Annotated in this window: 8 protein-coding genes; 4 read left to right on the forward strand and 4 right to left on the reverse strand. The window is 67.3% G+C overall.

Annotated features, from left to right (window positions below; all coding sequences use genetic code 11):
- The coding region (locus tag ACFU4Z_RS33865) for an amino acid adenylation domain-containing protein (RefSeq protein ID WP_379071672.1) at positions 1-13,472 on the forward strand (13,472 nt) is incomplete at its 5' end.
- A 207-nt stretch (positions 13,473-13,679) separates the two neighbouring features.
- Here the strand turns inward: ACFU4Z_RS33865 and ACFU4Z_RS33870 are convergent.
- Positions 13,680-14,240, reverse strand: coding sequence for a peroxiredoxin-like family protein (locus tag ACFU4Z_RS33870; RefSeq protein ID WP_379071675.1), 561 nt, complete (start codon positions 14,238-14,240; stop codon positions 13,680-13,682).
- Positions 14,241-14,310: 70 nt separating this feature from the next.
- On the opposite strand from ACFU4Z_RS33870, the gene ACFU4Z_RS33875 reads away from it, so the two are divergent.
- Positions 14,311-14,922, forward strand: a complete 612-nt coding sequence (locus ACFU4Z_RS33875; protein WP_379071678.1) for a TetR/AcrR family transcriptional regulator — start codon at positions 14,311-14,313, stop codon at positions 14,920-14,922.
- Here ACFU4Z_RS33875 and ACFU4Z_RS33880 read toward each other — a convergent pair.
- Positions 14,919-16,073, reverse strand: coding sequence for a GDSL-type esterase/lipase family protein (locus tag ACFU4Z_RS33880; RefSeq protein WP_379071681.1), 1,155 nt, complete (start codon positions 16,071-16,073; stop codon positions 14,919-14,921). The two genes, ACFU4Z_RS33875 and ACFU4Z_RS33880, sit on opposite strands and share 4 nt — an antisense overlap.
- Positions 16,074-16,183: 110 nt before the next feature.
- On the opposite strand from ACFU4Z_RS33880, the gene ACFU4Z_RS33885 reads away from it, so the two are divergent.
- Positions 16,184-16,657, forward strand: coding sequence for a MarR family winged helix-turn-helix transcriptional regulator (locus ACFU4Z_RS33885; RefSeq protein ID WP_379071684.1), 474 nt, complete (start codon positions 16,184-16,186; stop codon positions 16,655-16,657).
- On the opposite strand, the gene ACFU4Z_RS33890 is transcribed toward ACFU4Z_RS33885, so the two are convergent.
- Positions 16,658-17,326, reverse strand: a complete 669-nt coding sequence (locus ACFU4Z_RS33890) for a TetR/AcrR family transcriptional regulator C-terminal domain-containing protein (RefSeq protein WP_379071687.1) — start codon at positions 17,324-17,326, stop codon at positions 16,658-16,660.
- A 98-nt stretch (positions 17,327-17,424) separates the two neighbouring features.
- On the opposite strand from ACFU4Z_RS33890, the gene ACFU4Z_RS33895 reads away from it, so the two are divergent.
- Entirely contained in the window at positions 17,425-18,483 is a 1,059-nt protein-coding gene (locus ACFU4Z_RS33895) for an NAD(P)-dependent alcohol dehydrogenase (RefSeq protein WP_379071690.1), read from the forward strand.
- Between the two features lie 54 nt (positions 18,484-18,537).
- Here ACFU4Z_RS33895 and ACFU4Z_RS33900 read toward each other — a convergent pair whose 3' ends face one another.
- Positions 18,538-19,503 carry a helix-turn-helix transcriptional regulator gene (locus ACFU4Z_RS33900; protein ID WP_379071693.1) on the reverse strand — a complete coding sequence of 322 codons (966 nt, stop codon included), beginning with the start codon at positions 19,501-19,503 and terminating at the stop codon, positions 18,538-18,540.
- Between the last annotated feature and the right edge of the window lie 96 nt (positions 19,504-19,599).

Raw genomic sequence — 19,599 nt, forward strand, 5'->3', positions numbered from 1 at the left:
CGTACATGGTGCCCGCTGCGGTCGTGGTCTTGGACGCGTTCCCGCTGAACGCGAGCGGCAAGCTCGACCGCAAGGCATTGCCCGCGCCGGAGTTCACGAGTCGTGAGTTCCGTGCTCCCGCAACGCCGATCGAGCAGATCGTCGCGAGTGTCTTCGCGGACGTGCTCGGTATCGAGCGGGTCGGAGCGGACGACGACTTCTTCGCACTCGGCGGCAACTCGCTGATCGCCACCCAGGTGACGGCCCGGCTCGGTGCCGCGCTCGATACCCATCTGGCGGTTCGTGATCTGTTCGAGGCATCGACGGTCGAGTCGCTGGCGGCGCGGGCCGAACGCAAGACCGGTTCGGGTCGGGCCAGGCCCGCGCTCGTCGCAGGCGCGCGACCGGAGCGGGTTCCGCTCTCGCCCGCGCAGCAGCGGTACTGGTTCCTCAACCAGTTCGACACCACCGCGTCGGCGGTCGACAACATCCCGCTCGCCGTCCGCCTGTCGGGCGCACTGGATATCGAGGCGCTGCAGCAGGCCATCGGCGATATCTTCAGCCGCCACGAAGTGCTGCGCACCACCTACCCCGACAGCGAGGAAGGCCCCTACCAGGTCATTCTGCCGTCGCGGCAGGTGACGCCCGACCTGCGCGTCGTCGATGTCGCGGACTCCGAGCTGCTCGACACCGTCATCGAGTTCGTGCTCACGACCTTCGACGTCACCACCCAGGTGCCGCTGAAGGTGGCCGTGTTCCGGCTCGCGCCACAGGAGCATGTGATCGCATTCGTCGTGCATCACGTGTCCGCGGACGGTGCGTCGACGGGTCCGTTGGCCCGCGATCTGATGGTCGCCTATATCGCCCGGTCGAATGGTGACGCACCGCAGTGGGCGCCGTTGCCGGTGCAGTACGCCGACTATGCGGTGTGGCAGCGTGCGGTGCTCGGTTCCGAGGATGATCCGGAATCGATTGCGGCGCAGCAGATCGCGTACTGGAAGTCGACGCTGGATGGCTTGCCGGATCAGCTGGAGTTGCCCGCGGATCGGCCGCGTCCACCAGCGCAGTCCTTCCGCGGTAGCGCGGTGCGTTTCGAGATTTCCGCGGATCAGCACGCCCGGCTGCAGGAACTGGCGCGGGCCAACAACGCCTCGCTGTTCATGGTCGTGCACGCGGCGCTCGCGGTGCTGCTGGCACGCCTGTCGGGCACCGACGACATCGCCGTCGGCACCCCGATCGCCGGCCGTGGCGAGCGCGAACTCGACGACATGATCGGCATGTTCGTCAACACCCTGGTGTTCCGCACCAGCGTGCAGCCGGACGACCGATTCACCGACCTCCTGGCGAAGGTCAGGGAACGGGACTTGCAGGCGTTCGCGAACGCCGACGTGCCGTTCGAACGCCTCGTCGAGGTGCTCAACCCGGTGCGCTCGACGGCGCGCAACCCGCTGTTCCAGATGGGTCTGTCGTTCCAGAACATGGCCGAAACCGCCTTCGAGCTGCCCGGTCTCTCGGTGAGCGCGGTCGATTTCGATGCGCATCTGGCCAAAACCGACCTGCATGTGACCGTCTTCGACCGGTACGCCGACGACGGCACCCCGGAGGCGATCATCACCGAATTCGGTTACGCCACCGACCTGTTCGACGAAGCGACCGTGCAGGGCTTCGCGGACCGCTTCATGCGCGTCATCGACGCGTTCCTCGCCGACGACTCGGTGGTCATCGGCGAGATCGATCTGCTCGCGCCGGAAGAGAACGCCCGGATTCTCGGCGCGTGGAACGACACCGAGCATGCGGTCGATGCGGCCGCGACCTTGGTGTCGTTGCTGGACGCGACGGTTGCCGCGACACCCGATGCCGCGGCCTTGGTGTCCGACGAGACCATCGGCGACCGGCAGGAACTCACTTATGCCGAGCTCGACGCGCGGGTGAATCGCCTGGCGCGGTACCTGATCGAACGGGGTGTCGCGCCGGAGGACCGGGTCGCGCTGGCGATTCGCCGGTCCGCCGACTTGGTGATCGCTATGTATGCGGTGGCGAAGTCCGGTGCGGCGTATGTGCCGGTCGATCCGGATCAGCCTGCCGATCGTGTCGGTTACATCCTCGACACGGCGGCACCGGCGTTCGTGTTGACCTCCAGCCGTGACGGTTTCACGGCGGAGTCGGTGGAGACGGTCGCCATCGACGAGCTGGACCTGTCGGAGGTTTCGGCTGCTCCGGTGACGGTCGATGAACGTCGTGGCCTGTTGACGGCCGCGAATACCGCGTATGTGATCTTCACGTCGGGTTCGACGGGGCAGCCGAAGGGTGTCGCGGTATCGCATGGCGCGATCGCGAATCAGTTGCTGTGGAAGACCGCGGAATTCGGTCTCAATGCTGGTGATGCGGTGTTGTTGAAGACCGCGGCGACGTTCGACTTGTCGGTGTGGGAGTTCTGGTCTGCTGCGGTGTCGGGTGGTCGTCTGGTGATCGCCGCCCCGGATGGTCACCGTGATCCCGCGTACCTCAACGAGTTGATGGCGCAGGAGTGGGTGACCACGCTGCATGTGGTGCCGTCCATGCTGGATGCGCTGCTGACCGCCGAGCTGCCCGATTCGCTGTGGCGGGTGCTCGCCATCGGTGAGGCGTTGCCTGCTGCGTTGGCGAAGCGGTTCCGTGAGGCGTATCCGCGCATCGAGCTTTTCAACCTCTACGGTCCGACCGAGGCCGCGGTGTCGATCACGAGCCATCGTGTGACCGGTGCGGACAAGGTGTCGGTGCCGATCGGTGCGCCGGAGTGGAACAGCCGTGTCTACGTGCTGGATTCGCGGTTGCGTCCGGTTCCGGTCGGCGTGTCCGGTGAGCTCTACCTCGCCGGTGCGCAGTTGGCGCGTGGCTACTTCGGTCGTCCGGATTTGTCGGCGGATCGGTTCGTGGCCAACCCGTTCGGCGCCGCCGAGCGCATGTATCGCACGGGTGACTTGGTGGCGTGGAATGCCTCAGGCGAGCTGGAGTATCGGGGTCGTACCGATTTCCAGGTGAAGATTCGTGGTTTCCGTATCGAGTTGGGTGATATCGAGGCTGCGTTCTTGCGGTTGCCCGAGGTGGCGTCGGTGGCTGTGCTGGCGCATGTCGACCCCAGCCTCGGTGACCGTTTGGTCGCGTATGTCGTGCCCGCCGCCGGTGAGTTCGACAAGGCGCAGGTGAAGACGGCGCTGTCTGCGGAGCTGCCTTCTTACATGGTGCCGTCGGTGTTGATTCCGCTTGATGCGTTGCCGTTGAATGCGAACGGGAAGCTGGATCGGAAGGCGTTGCCGGAGCCGACCTTCGAGAAGGTGGTGTTCCGCGCGCCGACTACCCCGATCGAGCAGATCGTGGCTGGTGTGTTCGCTGATGTGCTGGGTCTTGCTCAGCGTGCGGGCGACCAGCGTGTCGGTCTGGATGATGATTTCTTCGCCAGGGGCGGTAACTCGTTGCTGGCGACGCAGGTTGCCGCGCGGCTGGGGCAGGCGCTCGATACTCGGGTGCCGGTGCGGTTGTTGTTCGAGGCGCCGACGGTGGGGGCGTTGGCTGTTCGGGTCGAGCAGCAGGCTGGTGCCGGCGGCCGTCGTGAGTTGGTGGCGAGTCCTCGGCCGGAGCGTATTCCGTTGTCGCTCGCGCAGCAGCGGATGTGGTTCCTCAACCGGTTCGATACGGAGTCGGCTGCTTACAATGTGCCGATCGCGGTGCGCATGACCGGCGCTCTGGATGTGGCCGCGCTGCGCGCCGCGGTGGTGGACCTTGTCGGCCGCCACGAGATCCTGCGCACGGTCTACCCGGAGACCGAGAGCGGTCCGGTACAGGTGATCCTGCCACCGGCACAGGCCATGTCCGAGCTGGACGTGCGGGTGCTTGCGCCGCAGGACATCGAATCCGCTGTGGTGGCACTGGCATCGACGATCTTCGACGTCACCACCGAGGTGCCGCTGCGGGTCGCGCTGTTCCAGATCGAGGACAGTGGTGACGCGCAGGAATATGTGCTGGCCATGGTCGTGCACCACATTTCCGGTGATGGTTCGTCGGTCGGTCCGCTGACTCGTGATCTGATGATCGCGTATGCGGCGCGCGCGGCGGGTGAGGCTCCGAACTGGGCTCCGCTCGCGGTGCAGTACGCCGACTACAGCATCTGGCAGCGCGAGGTGCTCGGTAGTGAGGACGACCCGGATTCGCTGGCGACCAAGCAGATCGCCTACTGGCGTGACGCATTGGCGGAGCTGCCTGATCAGTTGGATCTGCCGTCGGACCGGCCGCGTCCCGCGGTGCAGTCCTTCGTCGGTGGCAAGGTGGAGATGCGGATCGACGCGGCCACCCATCAGGCCTTGATGGAGCTGGCGCGTGCCGAAAGCGCGACGCTGTTCATGGTCGTGCACACCGCGTTCGCGGTGCTGTTGGCTCGCCTCTCGGGCACCGACGACATCGCCATCGGTACGCCGATCGCGGGCCGTGGTGAGGCCGCGCTGGATGACCTGATCGGCATGTTCGTCAATACGCTGGTGTTCCGTAGCCGCGTCGACGCCGGCGAGCCGTTCACCGAACTGCTCGCGCGGCAACGTGAGACGGACATCCAGACCTTCGCCAATGCCGACGTGCCGTTCGAGCGCCTCGTCGAGGTGCTCAACCCGGTGCGTTCGACCGCACGGCACCCGTTGTTCCAGGTGGGTTTGTCCTTCCAGAACCTGGCTCGGGCCGGGCTGGAACTGCCCGAACTCACCGTCGCCGGACTCGATATCGACACCGCGCTGTCGCAGTTCGACCTGCACCTGATCGCCAGCGACGGCTACAACGACGCGGGCGAACCCCAGGGCATCGCCGGTGTCTTCACCTACGCCTCCGACCTGTTCGATCAGGAGACGGTGCAGGGCTTCGCCGATCGGTTCGCGCGACTGCTCGGTGCGATCATCGCCTCGCCACGCACGGCTGTCGGCGACATCGAGTTCCTCGATCGCGCCGAGCGGGCCGAGCTGACCGTCGGCCGGAATGCGACCGAGCACGAGGTGGATTCGGCGGCGACACTGGCCGGCCTGCTGGATGCCACGGTGGCCGCAGCGCCGCAGCGTGTCGCGCTGGTGCGCGACGACGGTTCGACGTTCACCTATGGTGAGCTCGACGCACGGGTGAATCGTCTTGCCCGGCACTTGATTTCGCTGGGCGTCGGCCCAGAGTCCCGGGTCGCGCTCGCAGTGCGCCGCTCGGTGGATCTCGTCGTCGCGATGTACGCGGTCGCGAAGGCCGGTGGCGCGTATGTGCCGGTGGATCCGGATCAGCCCGCCGAACGCACCGACTACATCCTCGCGACCGCGGGACCGGTGTGTGTGCTGACCAACGCGGAAGCGCAGTTCAGCACCGATGTCGCGCCGCTGGTGTCGATGGACGCGCTGGGCGATCTGGACGACGCGCCGATCACCGACGCGGATCGAGTGGCGCCGTTGCGTCCGGAGCACACCGCGTACGTCATCTTCACGTCTGGTTCGACCGGCCGTCCGAAGGGTGTCGCGGTGCCGCATGCGGCGATCGTGAACCAGCTGTTGTGGAAGACCACGGAATTCGGGCTCGACGCGGCGGACGCGGTGCTGCTGAAGACGGCCGCCACCTTCGACCTGTCGGTGTGGGAGTTCTGGTCGGCCGCGGTTTGCGGCGGACGTCTGGTCATCGCGGCCCCGGATGGGCATCGTGACCCGGCATATCTGAACGAGTTGATCGCTCGCGAATCGGTGACCACGTTGCACGTGGTGCCGTCCATGCTGGACGCGCTGCTCACCATGGGTCTGTCCGATTCCCTGCGGCGGGTGCTGGCGATCGGTGAGGCGCTGCCGGGTGCCTTGGCGCAGCGGTTCCTCCGTGATCGGCCGGGTACCGAGTTGTTCAACCTGTACGGTCCGACCGAGGCCGCGGTGTCGATCACCAGTCATCGGGTGACCGCCCAGGACCTGGCGTCCGTATCGATCGGTGTGCCGGAGTGGAACAGTCGCGTCTATGTTCTGGACGCGCGCCTGAACCCGGTGCCCACGGGCGTGTCGGGTGAGTTGTACCTGGCCGGTGCGCAGTTGGCGCGGGGGTACTTCGGCCGGACGGATCTGACCGCGGACCGGTTCGTGGCCAACCCCTTCGAGTCGGGCACCCGGATGTATCGCACCGGTGACCTCGTCGCGTGGAACGGCAACGGCGAGTTGGAGTACCGGGGCCGCACGGACTTCCAGGTGAAAATTCGTGGTTTCCGGATCGAGCTCGGCGAGATCGAGGCGGCCCTGTTGGCGCTGCCGGAGATCGCGCAGACCGCGGTGCTCGCGAAGTCCGATCCCAAGACCGGTGATCGGCTCGTCGCGTACCTGGTGGCGTCGAGCGGCGATATCGATGTGGCGCAGGTGAAGTCGGCGCTCGCCGCCGGTCTGCCGTCGTACATGGTGCCGTCGGCGTTCGTGGTACTGGACGAGCTGCCGCTCAATGTGAACGGCAAGCTGGATCGAAAGGCGTTGCCGGAACCGGAATTCGAGGCGCAGGTATTCCGCGCGCCGTCGACCCCGATCGAGGAGATCGTGGCGTCGGTGTTCGCGGAGGTGCTCGGCGTCGAGCGCGTCGGTGTCGATGACGACTTCTTCGCGCTCGGCGGCAACTCGCTGCTGGCCACGCACACCGTGGCACGCATCGGTGCCGCGCTGGATGCCCAGGTGCCGGTGCGCAGGCTGTTCGAGGCGTCGACGGTGGCGGGCCTGGCCGTCAAGGTCGAACAGGACGCCGGTGCCGGTGGTCGCAAGGCCCTGGTGTCGGGTCCGCGCCCGGAGCGGATTCCGTTGTCGCTGGCACAGCAGCGGATGTGGTTCCTCAACCGGTTCGACACCGAATCGGCCGCCTACAATGTGCCGGTCGCGGTGCGGCTCACCGGAGAACTCGACGTCGAGGCGCTGCGGCAGGCTATCGCGGACGTCGTGGCCCGCCACGAGATCCTGCGGACGATGTACCCGGAGATCGACAACGCGCCGGTACAGGTGATCCTGCCGGTGGCGCAGGCCATACCGCAGGTCACCGTGACCGTCGTCGCGCCGGGGGATATCGAATCCACCGTGCGTGCCTTCATGTCGGCGACCTTCGACGTCACCACCGAGGTGCCGCTGCGGGTCGCGCTGTTCCAGATCGAGGACAGTGGTGACGCGCAGGAATATGTGCTGGCCATGGTCGTGCACCACATTTCCGGTGATGGTTCGTCGGTCGGTCCGCTGACTCGTGATCTGATGATCGCGTATGCGGCGCGCGCGGCGGGTGAGGCTCCGAACTGGGCTCCGCTCGCGGTGCAGTACGCCGACTACAGCATCTGGCAGCGCGAGGTGCTCGGTAGTGAGGACGACCCGGATTCGCTGGTTGCCAAGCAGATTGCGCACTGGCAGCAGACATTGGCGGGGCTTCCCGATCAATTGGATCTGCCGTCGGACCACCCGCGTCCGGCAGTGCAGTCCTTCGCAGGCGGCAAGGTGGAGGTGCGCGTCGACGCGCAGCTGCATCGGGCACTGACCGAGTTGGCGCGCGCCGAGGGCGCCACCCTGTTCATGGTCGTGCACACCGCCCTCGCGGTGCTGCTTGCCCGGTTGTCGGGTACCGATGACATCGCGATCGGTACGCCGATCGCTGGTCGCGGCGAGGCCGTGCTGGATGACCTGATCGGCATGTTCGTCAACACCCTGGTGTTCCGCACCACGGTGGATGCCGGCGAGCCGTTCACGGGTTTGCTCGCACGGCAACGTGAGACGGACATCCAGGCGTTCGCCAACGCGGAGGTGCCGTTCGAACGACTCGTCGACGTGCTCAACCCGGAGCGTTCGACGGCGCGGCATCCGCTCTTCCAGGTCGGTTTGTCGTTCCAGAACCTCGCCGGAGCCTCGCTGGAACTGATGGGCCTGAAGGTCTCCGGGCTCGACATCGACGCGCAGCTGTCGCAGTTCGACCTGCACTTGATCGTGACCGACGGCTACGACGTGGACGGTAATCCGGCCGGCATCGGCGGCTACTTCACCTACGCCACCGATCTGTTCGACCAGGCGACGGTGCAGGGCTTCGCCGACCGATTCCTGCGGGTGCTGCGGGAAATCGCCACCGCGCCACGGACTTCGGTGGGTGACATCGAAGTACTCGACGCCGCCGAGCGCGCCGGGGTGGTCACCGCATGGAACGCGACCGAGCACGAGGTCGATGCGGCCGCCACCTTGGCGTCGCTGTTGGATGCCACCGTGGCGGCCACCCCGGACGCGGTCGCGCTGATCGGTGACGAATCCGCGGCCGAGCCGACGGTGCTGACCTACGCCGAGCTCGACGCTCGGGTCAATCGGTTGGCGCGTTACCTGATCGGTCGTGGCGTTGGTCCGGAGGATCGGGTCGCGCTGGCGATCCGGCGTTCGGTGGATCTCGTCGTCGCGATGTACGCGGTGGCGAAGTCGGGTGCGGCGTATGTGCCGATCGACCCCGATCAGCCCGCTGAGCGAACCGAGTACATCCTGGATACCGCCGTACCGGTGTGTGTGCTGACCACCAGCCGCGACGGGTTCACCGCGGGTGCCGTCGAGTCCGTCCGGATCGATGCTGTCGATCTGGCGGGTCACGCCGCCGATCCGATCGACGACGCCGAACGGGTCGCGCCGCTGCGTCCGGAGCACACGGCATACGTGATCTTCACCTCGGGTTCCACCGGCCGTCCGAAGGGCGTCGCGGTCCCGCATGGTGCGATCGTCAACCAGTTGTCGTGGAAGACAGCGGAATTCGCGCTGTCCGCGGATGACGCCGTCTTGCTCAAGACGGCCGCCACCTTCGACCTGTCGGTGTGGGAGTTCTGGTCGGCCGCGGTCAGCGGTGGGCGCCTGGTGATCGCCGTACTGGACGGGCATCAGGATCCGGCATACCTCAACGCGCTGATGGCACGCGAGTCGGTGACGACGCTGCATGTGGTGCCCTCGATGCTGGATGCCCTGCTGATCGACTCCGGTGACACGCTGGCCGATTCGCTGCGCAGGGTGCTGGCGATCGGCGAGGGGCTGCCCCCGGCGACCGCGCAGCGGTTCCGGCGCAACAACTCGGCACGGCTGTGGAACCTCTACGGCCCGACCGAGGCCGCGGTCTCGATCACCAGCCACGGTGTCACCGACGCCGACCAGGTGTCGGTGTCCATCGGCGCGCCGGAGTGGAACAGCCAGGTGTACGTGCTGGATGCTCGGCTGCGGCCGGTTCCGGTCGGTGTCGCCGGTGAGCTCTACCTGGCGGGTGCGCAGTTGGCGCGCGGCTACTTCGGTCAGCCGAACCTGACCGCGGATCGGTTCGTGGCCAACCCGTTCCAGCCCGGCACCCGGATGTACCGCACCGGCGACCTGGTGGCCTGGAACGCCGACGGCGAGCTGGATTACCGGGGCCGCACCGACTTCCAGGTGAAGATCCGTGGCTTCCGCATCGAGCTCGGCGAGATCGAGGTCGCGCTGCTGCGTCAGCCGGAGATCGCCGCGGCGGCCGTGGTCGCACACAATGATGCGAACCTCGGTGATCGCCTCGTCGGCTATATCGTCGCGGGATCGGACGCGGTCGACACCCGGGATCTGGAGTCGCGCCTCGCCGCCGAACTCCCGTCGTACATGGTGCCTTCGGTGTTCGTGCAACTGGATGCGCTGCCGCTCAACGTGAACGGCAAGCTGGATCGAAAGGCGTTGCCACAGCCGGTCTTCGAGCAGGCGGAGTTCCGCGCACCGGCCACGCCGACCGAGCGGATCGTCGCGGAGGTCTTCACCGACGTGCTCAGGGTCGAGCGAGTCGGCGCCGACGACGACTTCTTCGCACTCGGCGGTAACAGCATCCTGTCGATCCAGTTGGTCTCGCGGGCCAAGGCGCTCGGCGTGGTGTTCAGCGTGCGCGAAGTATTCGAGCAGCGCAGTGTCGTGGGGCTCGCGTCGATCGCCAGGTCGACGGCCGCTGACCCGGTGCGTCTGCCGGAGCTGCCCGGCGGCGGTGTCGGCGCGATCGCGCTGCCGCCGAGCATCGCGGCGGTGCTGTCGAATGGCGCCGACTACCAGCGCCGCTCGCAGGCGACAACGCTGCGACTGCCCGCCGTGCTCGATCGGGCGCCCCTGATCGCGGCGATCACCGCGGTCCTCGAGCACCACGACGCGCTGCGCACGCGCCTGCGCCGGGTGGAGGAGAACTGGGTGTTCGAGGCGCTCGACAGCGTCCCCGACATCGACGACCTGGTGCGCGAGGCGTCGGTCGAGTCGGTGGTGGTCGATGAGGCGGAACTGTCGCGCATCATCGACGCCGAACGCGCGGCCGCCGCCGCTCGTCTCGACCCGGCGAACGCCGTCATGGCGCAGTTCGTGCGGTTGTGCTTCGCGGATGACGAGCGCGGTGACGAACTGCTTGTCGTCGCGCACCGGTTCGCGGTCGACGGCGCGTCGCTGCGGATCCTGATGTCGGATCTCGCGCAGGCGGTGTCGCAGGTCGCAGCCGGGCTGCCCGTCGCATTGCCGAGCGTGGGTACTTCGCTGCGGCGCTGGGCGCACAGCCTGGCCGACGAAGCCGCCGATCGGTCTGCGGAACTGCCTTTCTGGCACGAGGTTTCGGCGACGCCGGATCCACTGCTCGGGTTCCGTGCGTTCGATCCGGCGATCGACACCGCTGCCACGGTGCAGCGGGTACAGGTCGAATTGCCTGCTACGGTCACCGATTCCGTGCTGACCGTGATTCCGGAGCTGTATCGCGCAAGCGTGACCGACGGGCTGCTTTCGGCGCTGGCCATGGCATTGGTGCGCTGGCGCGGCCAGGGTAATGCGATGCTGGTCCGGCTCGAGGCCGACGGTCGCGATGCGGTGTCCGGTGCGGAGCTCTCGCGCACCATCGGCGCCTTCGCCACCGCCTACCCGTTCCGGCTCGATCTGGCCGACGCGGACCTGGACAACGCGTTCACCGGCGGAATGGCCGTGAGCGGGATCGTCAAGACGGTCAAGGAACAGCTGCTCGCCGTGCCGGATCACGGTGCGGGCCACAGCCTGCTCGCGCTGCCGCAGGTGGGTCAGGTCAGCTTCCGCTACCGGGGTCTGTCGTCGGTCACGGTCACTTCCGAGACCTCCGCCGACGCGCCCGCCGATGCCGCGGTCGATATCGAGGCGCATGTCATCGAAGCCGCCGACGGGCCGAAGTTGGCCGCCACCTTCGCATTCCCGGCCGGGCTGCTCGGCAGGGATCGGGTACAGGAGCTCGCCGAGCTGTGGGTAGCCGCGGTGACCGCGCTGGCCGAGCACACACAGCGCCCGGATGCCGGTGGCCTCACGCCGTCGGATATGTCGCTGGTGCAGGTCAGCCAGGCCGACATCGAGCGCTGGGAGCAGGCATACCCGGGCCTGGAGGAGGTGTGGCCGGTCTCGCCGCTGCAGTCCGGTCTGCTCTTCCACGCGCTGATGACCGCGGCCACCGTGGACGTCTACACCATGCAGGCCGTTGTGCATCTGAGCGGCACTGTGCAGGGCGATCGACTGCGTTCGTCCGCGCAGGCGATCCTCGACAGGTACCCGAACCTGCGCACCGCGTTCGTCAGCGGCTCCGATGGCCAGGCCATGCAGGTTGTCGTCGATCGGCTCGAGGTGCCGTGGCGCGAGGTCGATCTGACCGGGCTGCCGGAAGCCGAGCGGGCCGAGGAACTGGCACGGCAGTTGGCCGCGGACCGGGCGACCAAGTTCGACATGTCCGTCGCGCCGCTGGTGCGCTACACGCTGTTCCGTACCGGTGCCGAGCAGTGGCATTTGGCGATCGCCACCCATCACGTCCTGCTCGACGGCTGGTCGATGCCGCTGCTGCTGCGCGATCTGCTGGTGCTCTATGCGACGCGGGGTGATCTTGCGGCATTGCCGCAGGTGACCTCCTATCGCAGCTTCCTCGACTGGCTCGCCGAGCGCGACGTGGCCTCCTCGTTGCGCACCTGGGCACAGGCGCTCGACGGTGTCGGCGAACCGACCGAGCTGGCGCCGCCGTCACGTTCGGTGGAGACCTACGAGACCCGCAAGCTGAGCACCGAGATCGATGCCGATCGGACTCGCAGGCTGACCAAGCACTGCGCCGAACTCGGCATCACAGTCAACACTCTGGTGCAGGCGGCCTGGGGCATCCTGCTCGGCAGGCTCACCGGTCGCGACGATGTGGTCTTCGGCGCCACAGTGTCCGGCAGGCCCGCCGAGCTGCCCGGCGTGGAATCGATGGTCGGTTTGTTCATCAACACGCTGCCCGTGCGAGTGCGCGTCGATGATCACTCGACCATCGACGAACAGCTGAAGCGGTTGCAGCGCGATCAGGCCGACCTGCTCGACCACCACTATGTCGGGCTCACCGACATCCAGGGTGTGGCCGGTCCCGGCGCACAGTTCGACACGCTGGTGGTGTTCGAGTCGTATCCGATCGACCGCGAGGCGATCGCGGCGGCGAGCTCGATCGACGGGATGTCGGTGATCGATGTCAGCGTCGAGAGTGCGGCGCACTACCCGCTGACCCTGCAGGTGAACGCCGATTCGACCATCGAGTTCACCCTCGAGTACCTGACGAGCAGGTTCTCCGCCGATGAGGTGGAAACCTTGTCCGCCCGACTGATCCGGGTGCTCGAGGCGTTGCTCGGCGATCCGGACGGACCGGTCGGCGCCATCGATATCCTCGATAGCGACGAGCGCACCCGGCTGCTCGCCGAATCCGGTATCGGTGCGGCGGCGTCCGCACCGGAACCAGTGGGCCGGGTCGGTGCACGCACGGTGGCCAAGGTGCTCGCCGAGGTCGTCGAGGCGGACCCCGAAGCGCCCGCGTTGCTGGTCGACGGCGACGAAATCGCCTACCACGTCCTGGATCGCCGCTCCTCGCAGCTGGCCAGGGTGCTCATCGATCGTGGTGCGGGCCCCGGCGACATCGTCGCGGTGGCACTGCCGCGTTCGGTGGACGCGGTGGTCGCGACCTGGGCTGTGCAGAAGGCCGGCGCCGCCTGCCTGTTCGCGCAGTCGGTCGCCGAGATCGAGTCTGCGGGAGCCGGTTTCGGGATCACCCTCGAACCGGCGGCGGGCGCCGTGCACTGGCTGGTGCCGTCGGATCCGCAGGTGCAGGCCGAATTGGCCGCCGCGCCATCGCATCCGGTCTCGTACTCGGATCGGGTCCGTCCGCTCGCCGACGAGCACCCCGCTTTCGTGGTGCTCGCGAACGGTGCGCCGGTGGTGCTCAGCCAGGCCGAGGCACTCGACCGGGCCGCGCGGGTGCGGGAGGAGTACGGAATCGACTACGAGTCGACGACGTTCACCACGGCGGCCGCCGGCCAGGCGGCGATGCTGGAGTTCCTGACCGCGGCCACGGCGGGCGCACTGTCGGTGCTCCCGAGCGGCGGTGACCTCGCCGACGACCTCGCAGACGGGGAGGTCACGCACTGGTTCGTCGTTCCAGGCGAATCGACGGATGCCGCCGATGCGGAGATCCGAATCGTGGTCGCCGAGTAGGACGACATCGATGCGCGAAAGCCGTTGCCCATTCGTGGCAACGGCTTTCGCGGTGTCAGGGACGGTGCTACGCCGAGATGGCGTGCTTCTCGGCGAAAACCTTGCGGCACAACGGCGCACAGAACGCGTCGTCGACGCCCTTGGTTGTCGTCATGGGCATGACTCCGTTGGCCGGAGCCGGGTGGGGGCTTGCCTGTTCGGTCGAATTCACGGGTGCGGCTCTCGGATGGATGCGAGTGCGAGCAGTTCGTCGACAGACCACTGATCGTCGGCATGCCTGCCGAGTTTGCTTGCCAGTACGCGGCCGTCCGGCGCGATGAGGAAGTCGCCGGGCAGGCCGAGGCGGCCGCCGCCGGGCTTATTCGGGGGAGCGGGCTTGTCCTTGCGCAGGACGGCAGGCAGTGTCCTTGCGACAGCACGCGCGATACCCGGCCAGGCGCGGGGGTCCAGTAGCGCACGCGGGGCGGATTCGACGCCGAACTCGCGGTAGCGGATTCGGGTCGGGTCGGCAATCAGGTCGAACGGCAGATCGCCCTCGTACGCGCGCAATTCGGCCGCGCTGGAATGGAACACGACGACCTCGCGAATGCCCGCGGCGAGGATCTCGTGGTGCCGAGCGGCGATCGAACGCAGGTGCAGATTGCACACCGGGCAACCGGCGAAGCGGCGGAACTGTAGGTGGATCAGGTGATCGGGGTCCGGGACCGGCACGGTGACACCGGCGATGGTGTCCAGCGTTCTGGTGGTCACGGTGGATGGCAGCGGCATGATGCTCCTCTCGTAAGCGTACAAAGTACGCCTACATTCAGTATGAGCGTACCCGGTACGCTGTCAACCCATGCCTCGTCCGCGCTCTTTGACGCCGACCGCCATCGCGGCCGCCGCGCTCACGGTGATCGACCGCGACGGCCTGCCCGCGCTCACCATGCGGGCCGTCGCCAAGGAACTGCACATGGCGACGATGGCGCTGTACCGCTACGTCCCCGACCGCGACGGGCTCGAGGCGCTGGTGGTCGACGAGATCTTCCAGGCGATCGATGCGTCACCGCCGCCGGAGCCGGACTGGCGCGACCGCGCGGCGACGCTCTTGGCGCGGGTGCGCGACGCCGCCGCGACGCACCCCGATGCGGTGCCGCTGTTATTGCGGCACCGGCAATCCTCGGCCGGCTCCCTGGCCTGGATCGAGGCGATGCTCGCTGTCCTCACCGATGCCGGTTTCACCGGTCGTGATCGAGTGATCGCCCAGCGCACCCTGATCGGCTTTCTGCTCGGGTTTCTGCAGAATGCCCACTACGCGTCACTCGCGGGAACCGGCACCGCCGCCATGGCAAATCTCGCTCTCGACGATTACCCGTATCTGTCCCGGACGGCCGTCGACGCGCGAACAGTCTCCGCCGCAGACGAATTCCGCGGCGGACTCGAGATCGTGCTGCGCGGCCTCGCGCCTTAGCCTGCCGTCGGCGCGAAGTGCCGAGAGCGTTGTGTCAGTGCGGTGATATCGAAGGTTTCGGCCATCGCGCGGGCTCCGGCGTCATTGAGGTGCAGGCCGTCGCCGCTGTCGAAATCCGGGCGGATGTAGTCGGGGTTGTCCGGGTCCTCCACGGCTCGTGCGACATCGAAGACTCCGTCGAAAACGTCAGTGGTACGCAGCCATTCGTTGATTTCGTTGCGGACGGGTACCCCGGTCTCCGTGCTGAGGCCGGGGTAGATCACCCCGGCGAAGGGGCCGACGGTGTTGGCGTAGATGGGCAGGCCGGCGGCGTGCGCGCGCTGCGCGAGCAAGGTGAAACCGGCGATCAGGTCGGTGACGGAAGCGGTGCCTGCCACGATCAGGTCGTTGATCCCGAAGTTCACCAGAACATGCGTCACGCCTGGGACATCGAGCACATCGCGATCGAATCGCGCGAGCCCGTGATCGCCGACTTCGTCTGTCAACAGGCGATTTCCGCCGGTGCCCTGATTGACCGCCCAGCCTGCGGTCAGGCGCTCGTTGAGCACGTCGACGGAGCGGCGATTGGCGCCATGGCTGGAACCGACGCCCTCGAACCAAGAGTCGCCGAAGGCGACGATCAGCGGAGCGTCGGTCGCGCTCGGCACATCGATGCCGGTGACGTAGAAGCGGGAGGTGAGCTCCTCGGCATCCGGCACATCGACTGCCGCCGTGTGGTTTCCGGTGGCGACGTACGCGGACTCCGCGGGGATCTGGGCGAACGGCGCAAACTCGGTCTCCCCGGGGAGGTACAGGCTCAGCGCGAGGTCGGTGCCTGCGGTCACGGCCAGATCGACGGTGTCGCTGATGATGTCGCTCCCGGCCGGGATGGTCACCCGGGTTGCGCCGCCGAACCGCACCTCGGTGTCGGTCTCGGTCACGATCTCCCCGCCTGCCTTGCGCACCGCGATGCGGGCCGCGCCGATGGTGAGTGGCGTCCGGCCGTAGCGATTGGTCAAGCGCACTCGCAGCTGCTCGCCGCCGCCTGCCATGTGCAGCACCTGGCGCAGCGTCTGGTCGGTGAAGCTCCTCGGCTCGGCCAGTCGAATCTGTTCGGCGGGGTCGACCAGCGCTGAACGGAATCCTGCGATCCAACGCGATGTGGCAGTCATCTGAATCTCCATTTAGTTGATGTGAGGAATATTGCTCTGACAACAATCTAGCCTACATTTTCCTCATGTCAACTATCCGCGATGCAACTATCTCGGATAGGCTGGGCACCATGGACGCGACAGACCTCTTCGACGACCCGAGGCTCACCACCATCGGCCTGCTCTACGAGGCGCACGACGGGCTGATCGCGAAGCTGGAGCCGACCTGGAAGGAGAACGGCCTTTCGGGCCTGGATGCCAACGCGTTGATGCGGCTGAGTCGCTCGCCCGGTCGACGGCTGCGCATGACCGACCTCGCCGCGCAGACCAATCTGTCCACCAGTGGCATCACGCGTTTGGTGGATCGGCTGCAGCGGAACGGGTTTGTCCGGCGGGAAGCCGATGTGGGCGATCGGCGCACCTCCTACGCGGTGCTGACCGCGGCGGGAGCGACGCGGATAGCGCGCGTGCTGCCCGCGTATCTGGAGGGCATCGAGCGATGGTTCACCGGGCTGCTGACCGGGGCGCAGTTGGACGAGTTGGTCGCGGGACTGCGCATCATCCGCGACGCGGCCAATCCCGAGGCGACGGCACTCGGCGATTAGCTACTCGGGCCGAGTCCGCGGCAGCCGTTCCAGTCCGTCGAGGATGAGGTCGAGCCCGAAATCGAAGTCGGCGACGCCGTTGTGCGCGCCGGAGCTGACCAGCCGGGCCAGCGCATTCATGTGGGGGTGGCTCTCGGCGGGGATCAACGGCAGGAATTGCTGTGCGGCCGAGGCGTATTCGTCGGGCACGAGCGGAAAGTTGAGTTCCTGCAGGGTGAATCCATAGATGTGGCTGTCCATGGCATTCCAGGCGCGGTCGGCCTGCTGGAGGCTGAAGCCCGCGGTGTACAGGCAGCCGATGGTCGCATCGATGTAGCGCAGCATGGCGGGGCCGACGTTGATCCTGGACCCGATGAGTCCGGTGGCCCAGGGGTGGCGCCGCAGTGTGTCGTGCGCGGAGGCGGCCCGCTTGCGCATGGCTGCTTTCCAATCGCCGCCGATCTCCGGCACCTCGATCTCGGCGACCACGAGGTCGACGATGCCGTCGAGAAGGTCGTCTTTGTTGGCGACATGGTTGTAGAGCGACATCGCCTCGACGCCGAGTGCCTGTGCCAGCTTGCGCATGGACAGTGACTCCAGTCCGTGCTCGTCGGCGAACCGGACAGCGGTGCGCAGCACCCGGTCTCGGCTGAGCGGGGTGCGGGCAGGGCTTGCGGGGGTCTTGGGCATGGGCCTTTCTTCCTTGACGTACTTACGCCGTAAGCGTACCGTTTCGAGCGAACGACTTACGGTGTAAGTGCGTCGAACCGCAGGTGAGGACGAGTTCCATGGTTGAACCGAAGGGTCAGCAGGTCAGGTCGAAAGCCGTGCCGCCGGACGGGGCAGGGGTGTCCGCCGGTGCTGACGGCACCACGATGCGTGCGATTGTCGGCCCGTCGTACGGGTCGAGTCAGGTGCTGCGCCACGAGGTGGTCGACCGCCCCGCGGTCGGCGACGGTGAGGTGCTGATCCGGGTGCGTGCGGCATCCGTCTGCTCCGGCGATGTGCACCTGCTCACCGGCAAGCCGTACCTGATCAGACTGGGATTCGGGCTGCGCAGGCCCAAGTATCGAATCCCGGGGCAGGACGTGGCCGGTGTAGTCGCTGCGGTCGGCGACCACGTCACCGGGTTCCGGGTCGGTGACGAGGTGTACGGCAAGACCTCCGGCGGCGGATTCGCCGAATACGTCTGTGCGTCGGCGCGCACTCTCGCGCCCAAACCGGCCACGCTCACCTTCGAACAGGCTGCCGCCGTGCCGGATTCGGGCATGACCGCGCTGCAGGGCTTGCGTGATGTCGGACGGCTCCGCCCCGGTGGGTCCGTCCTCGTCAATGGCGCTTCCGGCGGTGTCGGCACCTTCGCCGTCCAGATTGCGAAGGCCCTCGGGGGCGAGGTGACTGCCGTCTGCAGTACGCGCCACCTCGCCGCGGTCCGCGAGCTGGGTGCCGACCACGTAATCGACTACACCGCAGAAGATTTCACCGGCCTCGACCGTGACTACGACGTCATCCTCGACCTGGTCGGCAACCGGTCGTTGCGCGAGTGCCGTCGCGTACTCGCGCCCGAGGGTGTCTTCGTCTCCTCGGCGGGCTCACCCGGCGGCAACTGGCTCGGCCCCGTGCTCTGGATCGGAAAAGTCTTCCTGACCAACCTGTTCGTGAGCCAGACCTTCGCGCCGCTGCTCATGCGCCCGACCCGCGCCGACCTGGAATTCCTGACCGGCCTCGCCGAGAACGGCGCCTTGCGTCCGCTGATCGAACGGCGGTATCCCCTCGCCGAGACGGCAGTCGCGTTCGCTCACATAGCCGAGGGTCATGCGCAGGGCAAGACGGTGCTTCTCGGGTGATCGCGAAGCGTCAACACCGTTGATTCTGCGGCGAAGGTCGAGAAGATCTCTCGCTCATGTGCCACTCGGCTCTTCTATGGCGGCGGTGAGGCGGGCGGTCAGGGTGCGGATGTGGGTGATCAGTTCGGGGGGCTCGTGGATGTGGAAGGGGAAGCCGAACCCGGCTACATAGATGGCCAGTTCGTCCAGGGAGTTGGAACCTGTTCGGAGTAAGCAGGATTGGTGGTCGAGAGGTTCTATGACGCCTACGGTGGGGGCGATGCGATCGGCGGCCGACTCGGCGGAGACGTACAGCGTGATGCGGGCGGAGTGGCGGTAGGGAGAGGTGGTGACGCCGCGGGAGATATAGCCCGCGAGGTCTATGTCGGGGGCTTCGCGTGGGGTGAAGCGGGGGCCGGTGGGGATGCGGGGGGTGATCCGGTCGACGCGGTAGGTGCGCCAGTCATCGCGGTCGAGGTCCCAGGCGATGAGGTACCAGTGGCGGCCGGTGTGGGCGAGGCGGTGGGGTTCGGTGGTGCGGAGTGATGTTGTGTCGCTATGGCTCCGGTAGTCGAAGCGCAGGCGGTGGTTGTCGCGGATGGTGGCGGCGAGCGTGGTGAGGATATCGGGATCGACGGTCGCCGCCCCGGTGGGGACGGTGACGGTGGTCGAGTGCAGCAGACTGACGCGGTGGCGCAGCCGCGAGGGGAGCACCTGCTCGAGTTTGGTCAGTGCGCGCAGCGAGCTGTCCTCGATGCCCGCGATGGTGCCGCCCGCCGCGGTGCGCAGGCCGATGGCGACCGCGACGGCCTCGTCGTCGTCCAGCAGCAGCGGCGGGAGTTTCGCGCCAGCGCCGAGGCGGTAGCCCGCGACGCCCGGCGTGGCGTCGACGGGATAGCCGAGGTTGCGCAGCTTGTCGATATCGCGGCGGACGGTGCGTGCGTCGACCTCGAGACGTTCAGCCAGTTCGGCGCCGGTCCAGTCGCGAGGCGTCTGCAACAGCGACAGCAGACGCAGCAGGCGGGCGGAGGTTTCCAACATGAATAGAAGTCTGCCCCGGACCTAGGGCGAAAGACGTCCTAGATGGGTCATCACGTCATGGTCATGACCAGGGGGTCGATGTCGATCGCGGTGGCA

The sequence above is a fragment of the Nocardia sp. NPDC057440 genome (genome assembly GCF_042802915.1).
Taxonomy (GTDB): domain Bacteria; phylum Actinomycetota; class Actinomycetes; order Mycobacteriales; family Mycobacteriaceae; genus Nocardia.

Bases quoted from the DNA above. Each gene is read 5' to 3' on its own strand.
- ACFU4Z_RS33885 (WP_379071684.1), top strand. From the start codon at position 16,184: ATGGACGCGACAGACCTCTTCGACGACCCGAGGCTCACCACCATCGGC.
- ACFU4Z_RS33870 (WP_379071675.1), bottom strand. From the start codon at position 14,240: ATGCCGCTGCCATCCACCGTGACCACCAGAACGCTGGACACCATCGCC.
- ACFU4Z_RS33895 (WP_379071690.1), top strand. From the start codon at position 17,425: ATGGTTGAACCGAAGGGTCAGCAGGTCAGGTCGAAAGCCGTGCCGCCG.
- ACFU4Z_RS33890 (WP_379071687.1), bottom strand. From the start codon at position 17,326: ATGCCCAAGACCCCCGCAAGCCCTGCCCGCACCCCGCTCAGCCGAGAC.
- ACFU4Z_RS33880 (WP_379071681.1), bottom strand. From the start codon at position 16,073: ATGACTGCCACATCGCGTTGGATCGCAGGATTCCGTTCAGCGCTGGTC.
- ACFU4Z_RS33875 (WP_379071678.1), top strand. From the start codon at position 14,311: ATGCCTCGTCCGCGCTCTTTGACGCCGACCGCCATCGCGGCCGCCGCG.
- ACFU4Z_RS33900 (WP_379071693.1), bottom strand. From the start codon at position 19,503: ATGTTGGAAACCTCCGCCCGCCTGCTGCGTCTGCTGTCGCTGTTGCAG.